Annotated in this window: 19 protein-coding genes and 2 pseudogenes; 18 read left to right on the top strand and 3 right to left on the bottom strand. The window is 38.7% G+C overall.

The window, feature by feature from the left end; all coding sequences use genetic code 11:
- The first annotated feature begins 116 nt into the window (after positions 1-116).
- From V8V91_RS04735 to V8V91_RS04725, 3 genes are all read left to right on the top strand, one after another.
- On the top strand, positions 117-317 hold the full coding sequence (locus tag V8V91_RS04735; RefSeq protein ID WP_373399022.1) for a hypothetical protein: 201 nt from the start codon (positions 117-119) through the stop codon (positions 315-317).
- 53 nt (positions 318-370) lie between these two features.
- Positions 371-1,024, top strand: a complete 654-nt coding sequence (locus V8V91_RS04730; RefSeq protein WP_373399020.1) for a DUF3748 domain-containing protein — start codon at positions 371-373, stop codon at positions 1,022-1,024.
- Positions 1,025-1,283: 259 nt separating this feature from the next.
- Positions 1,284-1,472: a hypothetical protein gene (locus V8V91_RS04725; RefSeq protein WP_373399018.1), complete on the top strand. Its 189-nt coding sequence runs from the start codon at positions 1,284-1,286 to the stop codon at positions 1,470-1,472.
- A 107-nt stretch (positions 1,473-1,579) separates the two neighbouring features.
- Here the strand turns inward: V8V91_RS04725 and V8V91_RS04720 are convergent, their stop codons facing one another.
- Complete coding sequence (locus V8V91_RS04720) at positions 1,580-1,783, bottom strand: hypothetical protein (RefSeq protein WP_373399017.1); 204 nt, start codon at positions 1,781-1,783, stop codon at positions 1,580-1,582.
- Here V8V91_RS04720 and V8V91_RS04715 point away from each other — a divergent pair, their 5' ends adjacent.
- The 6 genes from V8V91_RS04715 (at position 1,784) to V8V91_RS04690 (ending at position 7,227) form a co-directional block, all read left to right on the top strand.
- Positions 1,784-3,421 (top strand): beta-N-acetylhexosaminidase, encoded by a 1,638-nt coding sequence (locus tag V8V91_RS04715; protein WP_373399016.1) that lies wholly within the window; start codon positions 1,784-1,786, stop codon positions 3,419-3,421. It abuts the gene before it with no gap.
- Positions 3,422-3,560: 139 nt separating this feature from the next.
- A complete protein-coding gene (locus V8V91_RS04710; RefSeq protein ID WP_373399015.1) occupies positions 3,561-3,848 on the top strand; it encodes a hypothetical protein in 288 nt (95 codons plus the stop codon).
- A gap of 366 nt (positions 3,849-4,214) precedes the next feature.
- Positions 4,215-4,526: a hypothetical protein gene (locus V8V91_RS04705; protein ID WP_373399014.1), complete on the top strand. Its 312-nt coding sequence runs from the start codon at positions 4,215-4,217 to the stop codon at positions 4,524-4,526.
- Positions 4,451-5,935, top strand: a complete 1,485-nt coding sequence (locus V8V91_RS04700) for a glycoside hydrolase family 9 protein (RefSeq protein WP_373399013.1) — start codon at positions 4,451-4,453, stop codon at positions 5,933-5,935. The genes V8V91_RS04705 and V8V91_RS04700 overlap by 76 nt, the downstream gene beginning before the upstream one ends.
- Positions 5,928-6,662: a polysaccharide deacetylase family protein gene (locus tag V8V91_RS04695; RefSeq protein ID WP_373399012.1), complete on the top strand. Its 735-nt coding sequence runs from the start codon at positions 5,928-5,930 to the stop codon at positions 6,660-6,662. Before V8V91_RS04700 ends, V8V91_RS04695 begins: the two co-directional genes overlap by 8 nt.
- 193 nt (positions 6,663-6,855) lie before the next feature.
- Positions 6,856-7,227: a PH domain-containing protein gene (locus V8V91_RS04690; protein ID WP_373399011.1), complete on the top strand. Its 372-nt coding sequence runs from the start codon at positions 6,856-6,858 to the stop codon at positions 7,225-7,227.
- 8 nt (positions 7,228-7,235) lie between these two features.
- Here V8V91_RS04690 and V8V91_RS04685 read toward each other — a convergent pair whose 3' ends face one another.
- Positions 7,236-7,925, bottom strand: coding sequence for a PAS domain S-box protein (locus V8V91_RS04685; protein ID WP_373399010.1), 690 nt, complete (start codon positions 7,923-7,925; stop codon positions 7,236-7,238).
- 383 nt (positions 7,926-8,308) lie between these two features.
- Between V8V91_RS04685 and V8V91_RS04680 the strand changes: the two are divergent.
- The 4 genes and pseudogenes from V8V91_RS04680 to V8V91_RS04665 all read left to right on the top strand — a co-directional run.
- A pseudogene (locus tag V8V91_RS04680) lies at positions 8,309-8,731 on the top strand (DUF4157 domain-containing protein); the annotation flags it as partial.
- A 33-nt stretch (positions 8,732-8,764) separates the two neighbouring features.
- Positions 8,765-10,111, top strand: coding sequence for a hypothetical protein (locus tag V8V91_RS04675; protein WP_373400872.1), 1,347 nt, complete (start codon positions 8,765-8,767; stop codon positions 10,109-10,111).
- Positions 10,112-10,150: 39 nt separating this feature from the next.
- Positions 10,151-10,537, top strand: coding sequence for a hypothetical protein (locus tag V8V91_RS04670; protein ID WP_373399009.1), 387 nt, complete (start codon positions 10,151-10,153; stop codon positions 10,535-10,537).
- A 244-nt stretch (positions 10,538-10,781) separates the two neighbouring features.
- Positions 10,782-11,503 (top strand): annotated as a pseudogene (locus V8V91_RS04665) (ATP-binding protein).
- Here V8V91_RS04665 and V8V91_RS04660 read toward each other — a convergent pair.
- On the bottom strand, positions 11,492-11,797 hold the full coding sequence (locus V8V91_RS04660; RefSeq protein WP_373399008.1) for a hypothetical protein: 306 nt from the start codon (positions 11,795-11,797) through the stop codon (positions 11,492-11,494). The pseudogene V8V91_RS04665 and the gene V8V91_RS04660 overlap by 12 nt on opposite strands.
- Positions 11,798-12,014: 217 nt before the next feature.
- Between V8V91_RS04660 and V8V91_RS04655 the strand changes: the two genes are divergently transcribed.
- The 5 genes from V8V91_RS04655 to V8V91_RS04635 all read left to right on the top strand — a co-directional run bounded on the left by V8V91_RS04655 (position 12,015) and on the right by V8V91_RS04635 (position 15,698).
- Positions 12,015-12,596 (top strand): DUF4255 domain-containing protein, encoded by a 582-nt coding sequence (locus V8V91_RS04655; RefSeq protein WP_373399007.1) that lies wholly within the window; start codon positions 12,015-12,017, stop codon positions 12,594-12,596.
- Positions 12,597-12,603: 7 nt separating this feature from the next.
- Entirely contained in the window at positions 12,604-13,506 is a 903-nt protein-coding gene (locus tag V8V91_RS04650) for a hypothetical protein (protein ID WP_373399006.1), read from the top strand.
- A gap of 174 nt (positions 13,507-13,680) precedes the next feature.
- Positions 13,681-13,875, top strand: coding sequence for a hypothetical protein (locus V8V91_RS04645; RefSeq protein WP_373399005.1), 195 nt, complete (start codon positions 13,681-13,683; stop codon positions 13,873-13,875).
- 133 nt (positions 13,876-14,008) lie between these two features.
- Complete coding sequence (locus tag V8V91_RS04640) at positions 14,009-15,202, top strand: phage tail sheath family protein (protein ID WP_373399004.1); 1,194 nt, start codon at positions 14,009-14,011, stop codon at positions 15,200-15,202.
- A 40-nt stretch (positions 15,203-15,242) separates the two neighbouring features.
- Positions 15,243-15,698 carry a phage tail protein gene (locus V8V91_RS04635; RefSeq protein ID WP_373399002.1) on the top strand — a complete coding sequence of 152 codons (456 nt, stop codon included), beginning with the start codon at positions 15,243-15,245 and terminating at the stop codon, positions 15,696-15,698.
- Positions 15,699-15,756 lie beyond the last annotated feature (58 nt).

Here is a 15,756-nt window from a genome sequence, read left to right as displayed (position 1 = left end):
TTAGGGACAGGGTCTTTTTGATCAGGAACAGCCTGTCCAGGTTTTTGAGGCTTCTTTCAAAGTTTATCCTTGCCCTTGTATTTTTGTGTGCTAGTTGTCATCCAAAAAATAAAAATGTGGACTTAAATCAGGTATTCACCCATCCCATGGAGCTCCATGAAATTCAAATGACGGAAGGGCCAACAGGTCATTTTTTAAATCAAAGACAGGCATTTTCCCCGAATGATCAATTGTTGGTGTTTGACAATAGAAATGAGGATTCCAAAATAGGAGAGAATGCTTCCATTGAACTTTTGGACTTGTCCACGAAAAAGTAAGCAGGGTTTACACGATTGAAAATCAACAAAAATTTGGCCCCGGGGCAGGAGCAGTGAGCTTTCACCCCAAAGAAAACAAGATTGTTTTTATTCATGGTTTATGGAATGCTTCGGAAAAAAAGCCGTATTCCATAACGAGGCGTTTTGCCATGCAGCTTGATTTGGATGATGATTTGAAAGCCAATCCATTGGATGCACGTGATGTTCAGGAACCTTTTACTTTGGGAGCATTAAGAGGTGGTTCCCATGCCTACTCTTATAGCTCCGATGGCCATATGGTCAGCTTTACCTACAACGACGAAGTAGTGGACCTAGCGTCTCAGGAAAACCCAGAAATAGTCGATTTAAGAACCGTGGGGGCAATTTTGACCAATGATCCAGTTTCAATTCATGGAAGCATCAATCATGAAAATTTCAATGGAAGTGGCTTTGCCGTCTTATTGGCGAAAGTTACTGCATCTCCTGAAAAAGGGACCGATCAAATAAGTAAAGCCTACGAAGAGTGCTGGGTTGGAAAATCGGGTTACCAAAGGCAAGATGGAACCGTTCAAACAAGAGCTTTGGCCTATTTGGGAGATGTAGTGCTGGCAACAGGTGAAAAAGCGACCGAAGTCTTTATTTCTGATATGCCTAAGGAACTTGAACAATTGAAAAGAGGGGTTACCACTGGTACTAAGACCAGCCTTCCTGCTATTCCTGAGGGGTAAAACAAAGGAGGCTGACCTATACTGCTTCACATGCCTATCCGGGAGTTCAAGGACCGAGGCAATGGTTAAGAAGTTCACCAGATGGCAGTAACATCTATTTTTACAAAAAGGATGATAAGGGACTGGTTCAAATTTTTCGGTTTCACCAGCAAACGGATCCATCGTTCAGGTCACCCATAATGATTTTTCCGCGGACACCTCCTTTGATTTAAGTTTTGATGGAAAGTATCTGGCTTATGGGGCAAAGGAATCCATTTACTTGACCAAAGTAGAAGATGGAGAGACCACACAGTTGATGGCTGCTCCACATGGCAGCTCCCATGGACTTAGCAATATCAATTGGGCAAATTCTGCTTATCAATTGGCTTATAACCGAAAAGTGAACAGTCCAGAAGGTCCGTATTTTCAAATTTTCTCTTTATCTCTTTCGGATGAAATTCACCAATAAGGAAATTTTTTGAGATGCGATTGCATTCATTTTCCGTGACTCTTTGAATAGAGGTTTTTTAAAGGATGGATTTATTTTTAATCCCCTATTATCTTTGGCGTTTCACATTAGCTTATTCGTTTTGAAACACCTAGTTTACTTCCTTGGGTTTTGCCTTCTTTTTCTTGTTCCCGACCTGCAACAGACCAGGTATCCATTATACCTGTCCCTGCCCATCTCAATCTAGCAGAAGGGGAATTTTTGTTGGATTCTGAAACCCAGTTGATATTTTCGGAAGCAGATGGGTTCCAACATGAAATTGATTTTTCCAATTGTACATCTCAGAACAATTAGGGGAGAAGCTTTCCTTTTCAGAGGGGAGAACTAGTCTGGAAATTGTAAAGTCCAGTGAAATTGAAGGGGAGGAATCCTATGCGCTTGCTATCCAGGAACATAAAATCACCTTAAAAGCCAGTCATAACAAAGGTGTTTTTTACGGGTTGATCTCTTTGATCCAGTTAATTCCCCCTTCCAATTCCGCAAAGGAGATCAGGCTTCCTGTTTTGGAGATTAGCGATCAGCCAACTTATGAGTGGAGGGGAATGCATTTGGACGTTTCCAGGCACTTCTTTTCCATGGATTATTTGAAAAGGTATGTGGATCTATTGGCCTTGTATAAACTCAACAAACTCCACTTACACCTGACTGATGACCAAGGTTGGAGAATTGAAATCAAGAAATATCCCCAACTGACAGAACAGGGAGCTTGGAGGACCTTCAATGATCAAGATTCCATTTGCATAGCTAAATCCATGGAAGATCCAAGGTTTGCCTTGGACCCTAAACACATCCAAGTGATCGATGATCAACTTCATTACGGGGGGTATTATACACAAGAGGAATTGAAGGATTTGGTGGCCTATGCCGGTACCAGGCATGTGGAGATTATTCCTGAAATAGATATGCCCGGTCATATGATGGCAGCAATTTCGGTTTTTCCGGAGTTGGCCTGTAACGGAGAGGCAGCATGGGGAGAGGTGTTTTCCACGCCGCTTTGTCCTGTAAACGAGGAGGTCTATACATTTGTGGAAAATGTTTTGACAGAGGTAAGTGAAATTTTTCCATCCAAGTTTATACATATCGGTGCAGACGAAGTGGGGAAATCCACCTGGAAAGAATCTGCAGCATGCAATGAATTCATGCGAGAAAATGGGATCGAAGATTATGAGAAGTTACAAAGTTATTTTGTCGAGCGAGTCACCACCTTTCTCCAAGCAAGAGGGAAAGAAGTCGTTGTTTGGGATGATGCCTTAGCTGGGGGAATTGATGAGAGCCTGAATGTGATGTACTGGAGAAATTGGGTGGCTGAAGTCCCTGATAACGTAGTAAAAAACGGGAATGATTTGATTTTAGCCCCAGGGGATCCTTTTTACTTTTCGAGTCCCAATTCCAAACTGTTTGATATCTACAATAAGAAGCTGGTAGGAGCTAAATTTCCAGAGGAGCTATCCCATCAGATCAAAGGTCTGCAAGCATGTCTGTGGACGGAAACCATTCCTTCCGAAGACTTGGCTGATGCCATGTTATTCCCTAATGTATTGGCGCTAGCCGAAAGGGCATGGTCACCCAAATCCGTTCAGGATTGGGATTCTTTTAAAAGAAGGCTTCCCAGCCAATTGGATCGACTGGAGTCCATGGGGGTGAAATATGAGTATAAGCAAAGTAATGCCTTGATTCCCTTTATGAATGTGGATCTGGAGAATAAAAGAATAGGTGTTTCATTTGAAACGGACTTGAATGATCCAATCATCTATTATACCACCGATGGCAGTATGCCAAGCGCTGCTTCGAATCAGTACAAGGGGGAGTTTTTTGTAAATGGAAACGCTTCCATTGTGGCAGCAGTATTTGAGGAGGGGAGGCCAAAGAGCCGATTTTGCGAAAGCAGGTGGATTATCATCTGGCGATAGGAAAGCCTGTAGTTTATAATAAAGCCTGGAACCCTTCCTATCCGGCAGGAGATGCTGGAAGCCTCACCAATGGATTGAGGGAGGAGACTCTTACAATGACGGTTTTTGGCAGGGATTTACCAATGACCTGGATGTCGTGGTGGACCTGGAAAAAATCCATGAACTGTCCTCTTTCTCCGCCACTTTTATGCAAGTCATAGGACCGGGCGTGTTCCTACCTGGCTCGGTAGAAGTTTCCATTTCTGGGGATGGGGAAACCTATCAAAAAGTGTTGACCATGGATCATTCCATTTCTCCTGAGGAAAAAGGCTTGATCTTTCATGATTTTAAAGGCTCGCTGGATGGTAAAAATGCAAGGTATATTCATGTCATTGCAAAAAATACCCAGTCCGGATTTATGTTTGTGGATGAGCTAGTCATACAATAATCTAATTAATCAGGAATTTTCAGGAAGGGGGCATCTGGCCCCTTTTTTTAATTTATTGGGTTTTTGGGAACCATTCTTATGGGGTTCGAGGCCATCCAGAAAGAGTTTACCTGAAATGAAATTGATCATACTTAATTTCTGCAAAAAGATGGTTTGGATGGAATCGGTTCCCCCAATAATTAAATGATGTTAATACTAAAGGTATTTTAGTTAGAATCTCTTTTTTATAAATAATTAATGGAGTATTTTCTCAGCTAGATCTATTTTTCAAATTCCAATAATTCACCTCATTTGTTCGATATGAAGTTCAAAAACCTCCCTATTGTTCTTGTTGTCCTTGTTTTTATACTACGTTCCACTGAAGTGATGGCTGCCCCTGATGTGGAGTTCCGGGTCAACTTACAGGGGTATCTTTCAGATATGCCTAAAACGGCATTGGTGCTGAGCAAAGTGGATTTAGGGACAAGAGAAGTGTATTTAAAAACGTCTGCTGGTCAAACAAGAGAGCGATTAGAGCTTCAAAAAAGGGAAATCCATGGAGCCCTTTTTCCTATTATTATGAAGTTGATTTTTCAGGATTTACGGAAGAGGGAGAGTTCTATTTGGAAATACCGGAATCTTCTATCAAAAGTGAGCACTTTTGGATTGGAGCATATCCTGCTTGGCAAGAGGAGGTAGTTTCATTTATCAGGACCCAAAGATGTGGGTTTAATCCCTTTACTGAAGAGTACTGTCATCAGGAAGATGGGTTGAGTTTTTTCGGGATATGGTCTGATTCCACCAGAATGGATGCGACAGGAGGTTGGCACGATGCCGGAGATCAACTGAAATATTTGATCACCAGCAGTAATACCACTGCCAGACTTTTAATGACCTATCAAATGAGACCGGAGCGGTTTAAAGATGAAGTAAATGAGCAGGGTCTTCCTATGAATAATGAGCTTCCCGATATTTTGGATGAAGCCAAGTGGGGCTTGGAATGGATCCTGAAATTACATCCAGGACCCAATGAATTATACCATCAAGTAGCAGATGACCGGGACCATAGAGGCTTTAAACTACCTCATGAAGACAACGCCGACTATGGATGGGGAGCCAATCGTTTTAGGCCAGTCTATTTTGCAACTGGCAAACCGCAGGGACTTTCTGAATACAAAAGCGAAGCCACAGGTATTGGGAACCTTGCAGGTAGGTCAGCTGCCACGCTTGCATTGGGTTACCAAGTATTCATTAGTTTTCCGGAGTTTCATGAATTTGCTGAGAAATGCATGAAGGCCGCTGTTGAACTATACCAAATGGGGAAGAAACAAGAAGGCTTTCAGCAAGGGAATAGTTTTAGTGCGCCTTACCGGTATGAAGAAAATACCTGGGCAGATGACATGGAATGGGCTGCTGCAGAATTGTTTAAAATTTCTAAGGAGAAAGAATATTTGGAGGATGCCAGAAAATATGCATCCATCATCAAAGAATGGTCCTGGATGGAGCGTGATTCTGCCAGCCATTACGAAATGTATCCATTTTTAAACATGGGACATTATGCCCTTTGGCAAATCGGTAAAGAAGAGGATAAGAAGCAGATGGTCGCTTACTTCGAACAAAATCTGGAACATGTAAAAAAACGAGCGGAACAGAACCCCTATGGAGTGGGGCATTTATTTATTTGGTGTTCCAATAACCTGGCAGCGGCAGTAGCTACCCAGGCCATGTTGTACGAAGAAATGACAGGTTCAACCAAATACCGTCCCCTTTTGGTCAATCATGTCAACTGGCTGCTGGGATTAAATCCATGGGGCTCCAGTATGATTACCGGACTTCCTGAACATGCGGACTTCCCTTTGGATGTGCATATGCCTTTTTGGAGATTGCTCAATACTTCAATTGCTGGCAGTTTGGTAGATGGGCCTATCTGGTCAAGTATTCATGAGAATATGTTGGGAATTGAACTTTCAGAGCCCGATGAATATGCACATTTACAACCGGATCATATCAAATACATGGACGATTGGATGGATTATAGCACCAATGAACCTACTCTGGATGGATCCGCAGAGCTGCTAATGATACTTACTTATTTAAATCATGATTAAAGTCTGGGTGCTCTTACTGTGTTTAATGGGTAGTGTTTCTTTTGTTCAAGGACAAGTTACTTATGATGCATACGGAGCTTTGACCAGATCCGACCAAAAGGAGGAGAACATTTTCCTGATTTTCTCCGGACATGATTATCAGGAAGGTTTTGAGCATATTTTATCGGTACTAGCAAAACATGAGATCAAAGGATCCTTCTTTTTTACGGGAGAATTTGTACGATCTAATCAGGAACTGGTGAAAAAGATAGCGAATGAGGATCATTATATAGGAGCCCATTCTGATCAACACTTATTGTACTGTGATTGGGGAAACCGAGATAGCTTATTAGTGGATGAACAGGTGATCAGGCAAGATATCATGGATAATTTGAGGGCGTTGGGGAATCTAGGAGTCCATCCTGATATTTTCTTGCCTCCTTACGAATGGTACAATAAGAAAGTCGTGGAAATCGCGGGAGGGTTGGGGCAGCTTACCATAAATTTCAGCTCTGGGACAAGGTCAAATGCTGATTATACCAGTCCTGACATGGACAATTATGTCGATTCATCTACCATCCTAGAAAGTATTTTCGATTATGAATCGAAGGCTGGGTTGAATGGATTCCATTTGTTAATTCACCCGGGTACCACCCCAAAAAGAGAGGATAAATTCTACCTACAATTGGAAGGATTAATTACTAGACTCGAGGGTAAAGGATATAGGTTTGCAAAACTATCCAGGTAACTTTATTGGTTTAGAAAACCAGTAATCTTGAAACATTTCAACTGAAAAATTTAAACAATGAAATTTAATGCATCTTTAGATATGCTGGCAAAAGGCATTACAGTGTTTATTATTTTACTTTTCATTTATTTGGGACAGCGCAGTTTCCACATCATTTTGGATTCAGAAACTGATCCTACAGATTATTATCTCCATGTATTTATACTTTTTTTTAATCTTGGTCCTGTTTGGTACTTGGGTTTTTTCTCCTCAGGGTTATAAGATTGGAGATGGGAAATTAACGATCAAAAGAATTATTGGAGATGTACACATACGTCTTCATGAAATCACCGAAGTTAAAGCACTTTCCAGGGAAGAGACCAAAGGGATGATCAGGACGTTTGGTGTAGGAGGGCTATTTGGCTATTTTGGAAGGTTTTATATTCCTAAAATCGGGAGGGTGATGTTATTTGCTACCCAAAGAAAGAATAAAGTGCTTATTATAAAGAAGGATGACAAGCAGTTTATTTTATCACCAGATGACGATCGATTTGTTGAATATTTAAAAAATAAAGTCACCAAATAGGATGGATATCAAACCTCTTTCATTTTTTCGTTGATCTCTTTCAATGCTTTATCTAACTCCTCACTTGATGATTTTAGATTAGATAGCAATTGTTTTTTTTCATTTTGTTCCAGTTTATGGTTTTGAACCAAGTCTGTTATCCCCATAATTCTTGCTAATGGAGCCCGAACGACATGGGAATGTTCAAAAGCGATATCTTTTAATTTTTTATTTTGAGTTTCTAATCTATTTAAGAATTTGACCTGATCGGTGATGTTTTGGAAGGTGGTAATATAATGGACGGAATTTAATCTTTCATTGACAACTTTCATTCCGTAAGCTTTAAGAATAATAATCTCTCCATTTTTACATAAAATACGCTTGGTAAAGGTAAACCCTTCATTTCCCTTTGATCCAGAAATTAACTTAAGCTCCTCTAAGTCAATCTCCTTCCATTCTTCAGGAGTAAAATGGATAATATGTTTTCCTTCTATTTCTGTTGCTTTGTATCCTGTGATTTTGCGGATGTTTTCACTGATATAGGTAACATACCCCATTTCATCCAGCTTTAATATTCCAAGATTGGGGTTGGTGAAAAGTAATTCTAGTTCCTGTTTCCTTTTGTTGACTTGGCTATAAAGGCGATAGATCAGGATAAAAAGCAAAAGGCTTGTTACAAGAACGAAGAAAATTCCTTTCGCCAATTGATACCTTGACATTTCCCTAATATCATTGCTGACTAAATATTCCGCAGCCTTGTCACTAAAAAATCCAGCTTACTCCAACTATCAAATAGATAAGTGAAATAGTCCAAGGCTTATTTATATTTGATGATTTTGACATAGACCTTACCTAGCAAGGAAGTGATTTTCGCTTAAAGATATTTGAATAAACTTTGTTATGGACCCACTTTAGAATAAAATAATTATTCTTTCATTATCTACAATTCAAAATTTGGTGGGTCCAATAGCTTAGGTTTAGCATTGGGGGGCTTTTTGAAAATTGATTTTAAAACTTATTTGTCTAAATTAGGATTAGTTATCTTTTAAATTATTCCCTTAAATAGGGTTGATTCTTTTTCTAAAATTTTTCGATTGAATGTATGAGCAAGCAAGTATTATTTTCAAAGGACAAGCCAAGTACAGCGAATATTTTTCCCAAAAAATCTCCCGATGGTTTAAAATCACAGGTAGATAACAGGCCAGAATCTCAGATTCAAAGGAAAGTGAAAGACATGGCAAATACTCATTCGTTGACACCTTCCCTTAACCCAACTGTCGATGTTTCAATTGACAAAAAGGAGAAAAATGTGATCCAACAAAAGAAAAACAATACTGGTTTACCGGATAATTTGAAATCTGGAATTGAAAACCTATCAGGAATATCTATGGATGATGTTCAGGTACATAGGAATTCAGGTAAACCCAAACAGCTTCAGGCACATGCTTATGCCCAAGGCACAGATATACATTTATCACCTGGTCAGGAAAAACATCTTCCTCATGAAGCCTGGCATGTAGTCCAACAAAAACAAGGAAGAGTCAAACCGACCATTCAAATGAATGGATCAGTCCCAGTTAATGATGATAATAGCCTTGAAAAGGAAGCCGATATAATGGGAGGAAAGGCAAATGGTAATCAAATAGCTATCAGAAAAACACTTTCAGATGCCCCAAGTTCAGCATTGACTCAAATGAAATCTTATCCTCAAGTGTTTCAATTAAGAAAATTAAGTGAGGAAGAGATAGAAACCATGGATAAAGATTTTTTGGAATTTTTTAGACAGTTAGAGGATGCTTTAAAACCATTCTTACCAAAGAAATCAAATGAGGAAAAAAGAAGTTCGGATTTTCAAGAAAGGGGGAATACCCTTGCTAAATCAGGAATTAAAGTATTAAAAGGAGAAGAAAAATTAAGTAGTGCTGTTTCAGAACAAGTTACTACCTCTGACAAAATTGACCTTCTGAAAAAAGCATCTGAAATAGGAAGTTCGTTTTTGGGAAGTGCAAATTCTTCAAACCAATCGGAGGGACGTTCACCCTCGAATCAAACCTCTACTGAAAAAAATGAATCAGCAAAAGGAGGTTTTCTAGATTCTTTCGATCTTTTTTCGTCATCAGAGCCTAAAGAAAAGCCTAAAAAAGAAAAGAGAAAAGTTGAGAATGAAAGTCCATCGATCTTTTCATCTTTTTTCTCAAATAAAGATTCCCCTACCTCAAGAGGAGAAGGAAAACAAAGTAGTGGTACATCAAGTGGAATATTAGAAGGATTAAATGAAGGAGAATTGAGAGCTGCAAGCAAAATTCTTGTCAAAGGTGCCAAAGCAAAGGTGAATGTAGATGAAGGACAAAGAAGAGCGGAAAATGGAGTAGTCAATACATTTGGAAGAATAGGAGGGTTTTTAGGTAAAGGTATTGGCAAAGTAGAAGATTTTTTTGCTGACAATGGTCTAGTATCTAAAGGTGAATCTGATATTCAGTCTCTTGAATCACAATATCAAAGAATAGTTTCCAAAATTGATCAAATTAAGGATCCAGAAGCGTTTAGGCAGGCAAAAGACTTATATCATCAACGTGACCAAGCTGCAATTAACCATCTTGAAAGATTTAGAATGTTAATAGTAGAATATAAATCTGACCCAAAGGCTTCGCAGAATAGAGCACAAGAACATCTATTTGAATTACAGGAAACAAATCCTGGTGAACCAGGAATTTTGGGAAAAACAAAAGGTGTATTCAATGCTATTGGAAATGCCTTTTCATCAGGTGCAAAAAGCATAAGCAACTTTGCAAGTGAAACAGCTACTTCGGCAAAGAAAACATTTGGAGAAATTAAGGAGGAGGCAAATAGATCTATCTTTGATAAGAAGATTTCTTTTTTAGATGAAGTTGAAGAGAAGTTATGAATTTTTACAGGAAGAGATTAAAACAAATTAATCTTTATTATGGAGTTGATTTCTGAGGCAAATGCAACCTGTTTGGAAAGTGAATTGGAGTGGTTTCAAACACTTTGGTTACTTCGGGGAAAAATCACCTTTGAACTGTCGGAACAGGAATCGGCATTAGATCAACTCGCGATTCCTTCATACCCTCCGGAATCTAGCAATTATGCGAAATTGATTGCTGAATATGGGATGACTATGGAGGAACGATTGGTTTTGTTGCTTGCATTGATTCCCTATATCAAACCGGCCCAGTTAGATATTCTTCAGATAAAAAATCAAAATTTTGATTTGCCCTTCACCGAATTTGGGGAGTCAAAGGCGAAAAACATCGTGGCTTATTACCTACCGGTGAAACCATCATGTTTTTATTGGCAGGTACTGGTTTAAACAAAAGGTTCCGTCTTCAATCCATGTTCGAAAAAGATCACTTCTTTTTCGGAAAAACATCCTGTTCATAGATCCGCCTAATCCTGGGGAACCCTTTTTAAGCGGCACGTTGAGGATTTCCAAAGAATACCTCACCTACTTAACCACGGGAGGCACCTATACCCCGAATTTTGATCAGGAGTTTCCAGCCTGTAAGGTGGAAACAGAACAGGAATGGTCAGATTTAATTGTCAATGAATCTGTGATGGAAGGCGTGATAGAAATTAAAAATTGGTTGGAACATGGGTATAAACTGAAAAGCGCTTTCGATTTTGGAAGAAGAATAAAGCCAGGTTTTAAAGTGCTTTTTACAGGACCTCCTGGAACAGGTAAAACGCTCACAGCAAGCTTACTTGGTAAATCCTGTCAAATGGATGTCTATAGAGTGGATTTGTCCATGGTAGTGTCCAAATATATAGGAGAAACTGAAAAAATCTTTCCAAGGTATTTGATCTAGCTGAGAACAAAAACTGGATTTTATTTTTTGATGAAGCGGACTCCTTATTTGGGAAAAGAAGTCAAACTTCCGATTCACATGATCGATATGCCAATCAGGAAGTTTCATTTTTGTTGCAAAGAATAGAGGATTACAGAGGATTGGTAATTCTTTGTACCAATTTCAAAAATAACATAGATGAGGCTTTTTTTAGGAGATTTCAATTGGTGTTGGATTTTGAACTTCCAGACTTTTCCCAGCGACTTCATCTATGGAATACGGCATTAGGGAATGAATTTGAATACGAACCTGCCATCGACTTAGAAAGAGTCGCCGAGAAATACGAGCTTTCTGCTGCGTCCATCATCAACGTACTTCATTTTTGTTTGCTAAAATGTATGGCCAGGAAAAGTAGCGTGATTCTCCAACATGATCTAAAAAATGGAATCAAGATTGAAAAAATCAAAGAAGGTAAAAGTTTAATCGCGTGATTCCTTTGATTTAGTTTTTTCAGCAAAATATTCTACGATAATATCATCCTCCTCTTTTTTGTTTTTTTGTTTCAGATCTTCTATCAAAATATATAGGGATTTGATCTCTTTTTCCTTTTCTAATAAATCATCGCTTTTTTCTGTCAATTGGATTTTTAAATTCTCTGATTGCAATAAATATTCTCTACGAAGTGATTTCTCTTGATCTAATGCATGCTTGAATTCAAATAACTCTTGGTCTCTTTTTAGTAATTGTTGTGCTAAAAACTCATCTTTTTTGAATAATATCTCCAAGTAAAAAATAAAACCAAAAACAAAATAATTACTATAAAAATCAATAAATAATACATGATGGTGTATATGCAGATTTAAGTATTTTAAGGAATATATAAATATGAAATTCTTTAATGAGAAATCCTTGTATTATACCTGTTTTGTTTATAATATAACAGGGTAGAACCCATGTTGCAGTATTTTTGGATGGGTATTTTTCGTTTTAAATTTTAGGTTAATGATCGACACGGTGATGGTTCAGGTTAGGGATCTTATCAATCAGAATTTTAAGAACCAGCATGGATTTTCTGAAAATAAGGTAGTTATCTCTAATTTGGTTGATCTGGATGGAAGTTCTCCCTTAGAAGTGGATGATAAAGTCGTGATGTTTCTGCTCAATTTAGGGGAAGAGCCTTCCCTGAAAAACCACTCCTCTCGATTAGGTGCTTTTGACGGGGCTGGATTTCAAAGTAAATCCCCCATCTTATACCTCCATCTCCACGTCGTTTTCTGTGCAAATTTTAGAAACAAAAAATACATAGAGGGATTAAATTACCTCTCCCAGATTGTTAGCTTTTTTAATAAAAACAGGATCATCGACACGTGTAATTTTGGAGCAGGGGTTTCTAAAAAAATAGAAAAAATAAGCTTTGAACTTTGTTCATTGAGCTTTGATAGCATGAGTCATATCTGGTCTTCCATAGGGGCCAAGATATTGCCTTCTTCCATTTATAAAATCAGTTTAATAGCAATCGATGATTCGCCAATGACCGGTTTTGTACCAGCAGTAAGTACGACAGGGGAAAATTCAAGAGAATGATACTGAAATGAATGAGATTTTTTCCCATATAGCCTCCGTTACGTTTTTTCATAGTTATTTCCCTACCTCTGGATTTACTGGGTTTGAACTATCCTATTCAAATAGGACGGCGAAAATTTTAACCAATTATTCCATGCTATTGAAGAACAGCCCTGCAGGATTTCATCTGCTCTGTTCAGATTTGGAAGTCTTAAAAAATGAACGAAGAAACCTGAATTTTCACCTCAGTATCAAAGACCCTAAATTTCTAAATTATACAGATTTGGATCGTTTTAGATTAGGTCATGAGGTGTTGTTCTTATCTAATTTTTTGGATAAACCCAATCAAGAAACACTTCAAAAAGGCGAGAAAGTAACATCCGAAGATATTTTTCCCATCGTTGATTTTCCCAAACTTAAAAATCAATTAGTTGGCTTCTCTGGTAAGATCACCCTAGTGGATTCCTTTAAAAATGTGGTTTTTGAGTATGAACATGTGGACCATATTCCTGAGGATTTAGAAGAAGGATTGTATGAGTTTAAATCCAATGGGAAAGCGATTTCATGCTACTATTTGAATGAAGGAAGCTTTCGGGTACCCCATATCATTGTTTCGCTGAACCTTGGCTTGATTTATCAGGATTTCGTTACCAATGGGACGAAAGAATTCCATGCGGATTTTCAAAGTAGATCCACGGTATGGAGGTATATCTTGGCTGAGAAGTTTTATGAGAAGTTCGCCGATTTAACCATTCTTGACCTCAATTCGAAAGAACTTTTGTTTTCTAAATCGGAAGTGCAGGTTTCCCCGACGCTTACATTTTCCTGCTTGCAGTCAGATATATCCATTCCACTAAGCAGCGAAGAGGAATACAGATTTCAACTTATAGATCAATATAATCCAGAAAAAAACAGGAAAAATTGTGACTAAAACGTTGCCAAAAGCGAATGCCGACATGATTTATCCGGACCCTTCCAAAGAGGGGATTCTTTACTCTCACATTTTTATATAATCAATTTTAAATTTTAACTATTTCTATTTTATGGCACAAAATCTAATGACTCCCGGAGTCTACATTGTTGAAAAAATGCTTTTCCTGGCTCAGTGGTCGAGGTAGCAACTGCTATCCCGGCATTTATTGGATATACGGAAAAAGCATCGAGAAACGGAAAATCTCTTGTGAATGAGCCCACAAGAATTACATCTTATGCAGATTATTTAGAGCTATTTGGCGGTGGTTTTAGTCCTAAGTTCACCTTGGAAGATCCTAAACCAGGTGATAGAAATCTTTTTCATTGAGTGATGGAGATAAAACGATCACCTACAAAGATGACAACCTTTTTACCTCTATAATAGCCTCAGGTTATTTTATTCGAATGGCGGAGGTACCTGTTACATCGTTTCCGTAGGCACTTATGGCGGAAAAGAAGGCTTGAAAATCGACAAAGATCAATTATTGGGTACTTCAAAAGGAGAAGATGGCAAATTGATCGAAGGAGGTTTAGCTAAGTTGGTCAAAGAACAAGAGCCTACCATGATTGTGATTCCTGACGCCGTAGCACTCGGAGCTGATGCTTACGAGGTCTATAAGCAAGCCATGGCCCATTGTTCCAAAATGCAAAATCGATTTGCGATTTTGGATTTATTTGACGGCTATAACAAACGTGAGATGGATGTGGATAATGTTAATTTTTTCAGAGAGAATATTGGCTCAGAGAATTTGAGTTATTCTGCATCCTATTATCCCTGGTTAAATACCAATGTGGTACAAAAACCTGAAGTTTCTTTCAAGAATTTTGACGACTCAGTAGATCTTTCAGCGATCCTTCCTGAGGAAAAGGCAAAGAATTTAGTTTCTACTTTTCCTAAAACAGATGATGAATTTCTGGCAAAGCTTAAAGCTGATAAGCCGGGAATATCCGATGAAGATGCAGCAGCAGCTTTACCGCAATATAAATCTAATAAAGAAACGAATTTACACCTTGGACTGATGGCAACCAGTCCGACTTATTCAGCATTATTGGATGAGGTGAGGGCCATTATGAACTTACTTCCGACTGCTGGTGCCATTGCAGGTATTTATACCATGGTAGACAATAGCAGAGGTGTTTGGAAGGCTCCGGCAAATGTGAGTTTGAATAACGTGGTGAAGCCTGCGGTGAACATCACGCACGACCAACAGCAGGACCTGAATGTTAATGCCGTGTCTGGAAAATCCATCAATGCGATTAGGACTTTCCCTGGAGTAGGAACGCTTGTTTGGGGAGGTAGGACCTTGGATGGAAATAGTTTGGATTGGAGATACATTAACGTTCGAAGAACGATTATCATGTTGGAGCAATCCATCAAGTTGGCTTTAAGAGGCTATGTTTTCGAACCGAATGATGCGAATACTTGGGTGACCGTAAAAAGCATGATTTCCAACTTTTTGAATGAAAAATGGAAACAAGGTGCATTGGCAGGATCCTCTCCTGAAGATGCTTTTGATGTTCAAATAGGATTAGGTACCACCATGACTGCCTTGGATATTTTGGAAGGTAGAATGTTGATTTCCGTGAAACTGGCGATTGTCAGACCAGCAGAATTTATTGTGGTGACCTTCGAGCAGCAGATGCAAAAATCCTAATTCAATTTTAACAAACTTAATTCTTTAAATAGTACTAATTATGGCAGGAGAAAAACAAGATAATGTATGGCCATTACCGAAATTTTATTTTACGGTAGATTGGGGAAGTAGCAATACGAATATGTCTTTCCAGGAGGTGAGCGGATTGGAAATTGAAGCACAACCCATTGAGTATAGACATGGTAACAGCCCGGTTTTTTCAACGATCAACATGCCGGGAATCGTTAAGAACAATAAAGTGACCATGAAGAAAGGAGTCTTTGTGAAAGACAACAACTTCTGGGATTGGTATAATCAAATCAAGATGAATACCATCGAAAGACAGACTGTGGTGATCAAGCTTTTGGATGAGTCAGGAAGTCCTACCATGACTTGGACTTTGAATAATGCCTGGCCTACAAAAATCAGTTCTACAGATATGAAATCTGACGGAAATGAAGTTGCCATAGAAACCATTGAAATATCACACGAAGGCTTGGTGATTGCAAATAGTTAACAATGGATTACGGTTTTTTTCAAGATGGGTATGCTCCACCCACTGCTTTTCACTTTAG

Origin of the sequence: Algoriphagus halophilus (genome assembly GCF_041729275.1) — a bacterium.
Taxonomy (GTDB): domain Bacteria; phylum Bacteroidota; class Bacteroidia; order Cytophagales; family Cyclobacteriaceae; genus Algoriphagus; species Algoriphagus halophilus_A.
The sequence above is the reverse complement of the archived record's forward strand: the minus strand, read 5'-3'. Positions and strand labels throughout refer to the sequence as shown.

Excerpts from the sequence above, each read along its gene's own strand:
- V8V91_RS04635 (WP_373399002.1), top strand. The coding sequence starts at position 15,243 with ATGGCAGGAGAAAAACAAGATAATGTATGGCCATTACCGAAATTTTAT.
- V8V91_RS04690 (WP_373399011.1), top strand. The coding sequence starts at position 6,856 with ATGTATTTATACTTTTTTTTAATCTTGGTCCTGTTTGGTACTTGGGTT.
- V8V91_RS04705 (WP_373399014.1), top strand. The coding sequence starts at position 4,215 with ATGGCTGCCCCTGATGTGGAGTTCCGGGTCAACTTACAGGGGTATCTT.
- V8V91_RS04670 (WP_373399009.1), top strand. The coding sequence starts at position 10,151 with ATGGAGTTGATTTCTGAGGCAAATGCAACCTGTTTGGAAAGTGAATTG.
- V8V91_RS04675 (WP_373400872.1), top strand. The coding sequence starts at position 8,765 with ATGAATGGATCAGTCCCAGTTAATGATGATAATAGCCTTGAAAAGGAA.
- V8V91_RS04685 (WP_373399010.1), bottom strand. The coding sequence starts at position 7,925 with ATGTCAAGGTATCAATTGGCGAAAGGAATTTTCTTCGTTCTTGTAACA.
- V8V91_RS04695 (WP_373399012.1), top strand. The coding sequence starts at position 5,928 with ATGATTAAAGTCTGGGTGCTCTTACTGTGTTTAATGGGTAGTGTTTCT.
- V8V91_RS04650 (WP_373399006.1), top strand. The coding sequence starts at position 12,604 with ATGAATGAGATTTTTTCCCATATAGCCTCCGTTACGTTTTTTCATAGT.
- V8V91_RS04655 (WP_373399007.1), top strand. The coding sequence starts at position 12,015 with ATGATCGACACGGTGATGGTTCAGGTTAGGGATCTTATCAATCAGAAT.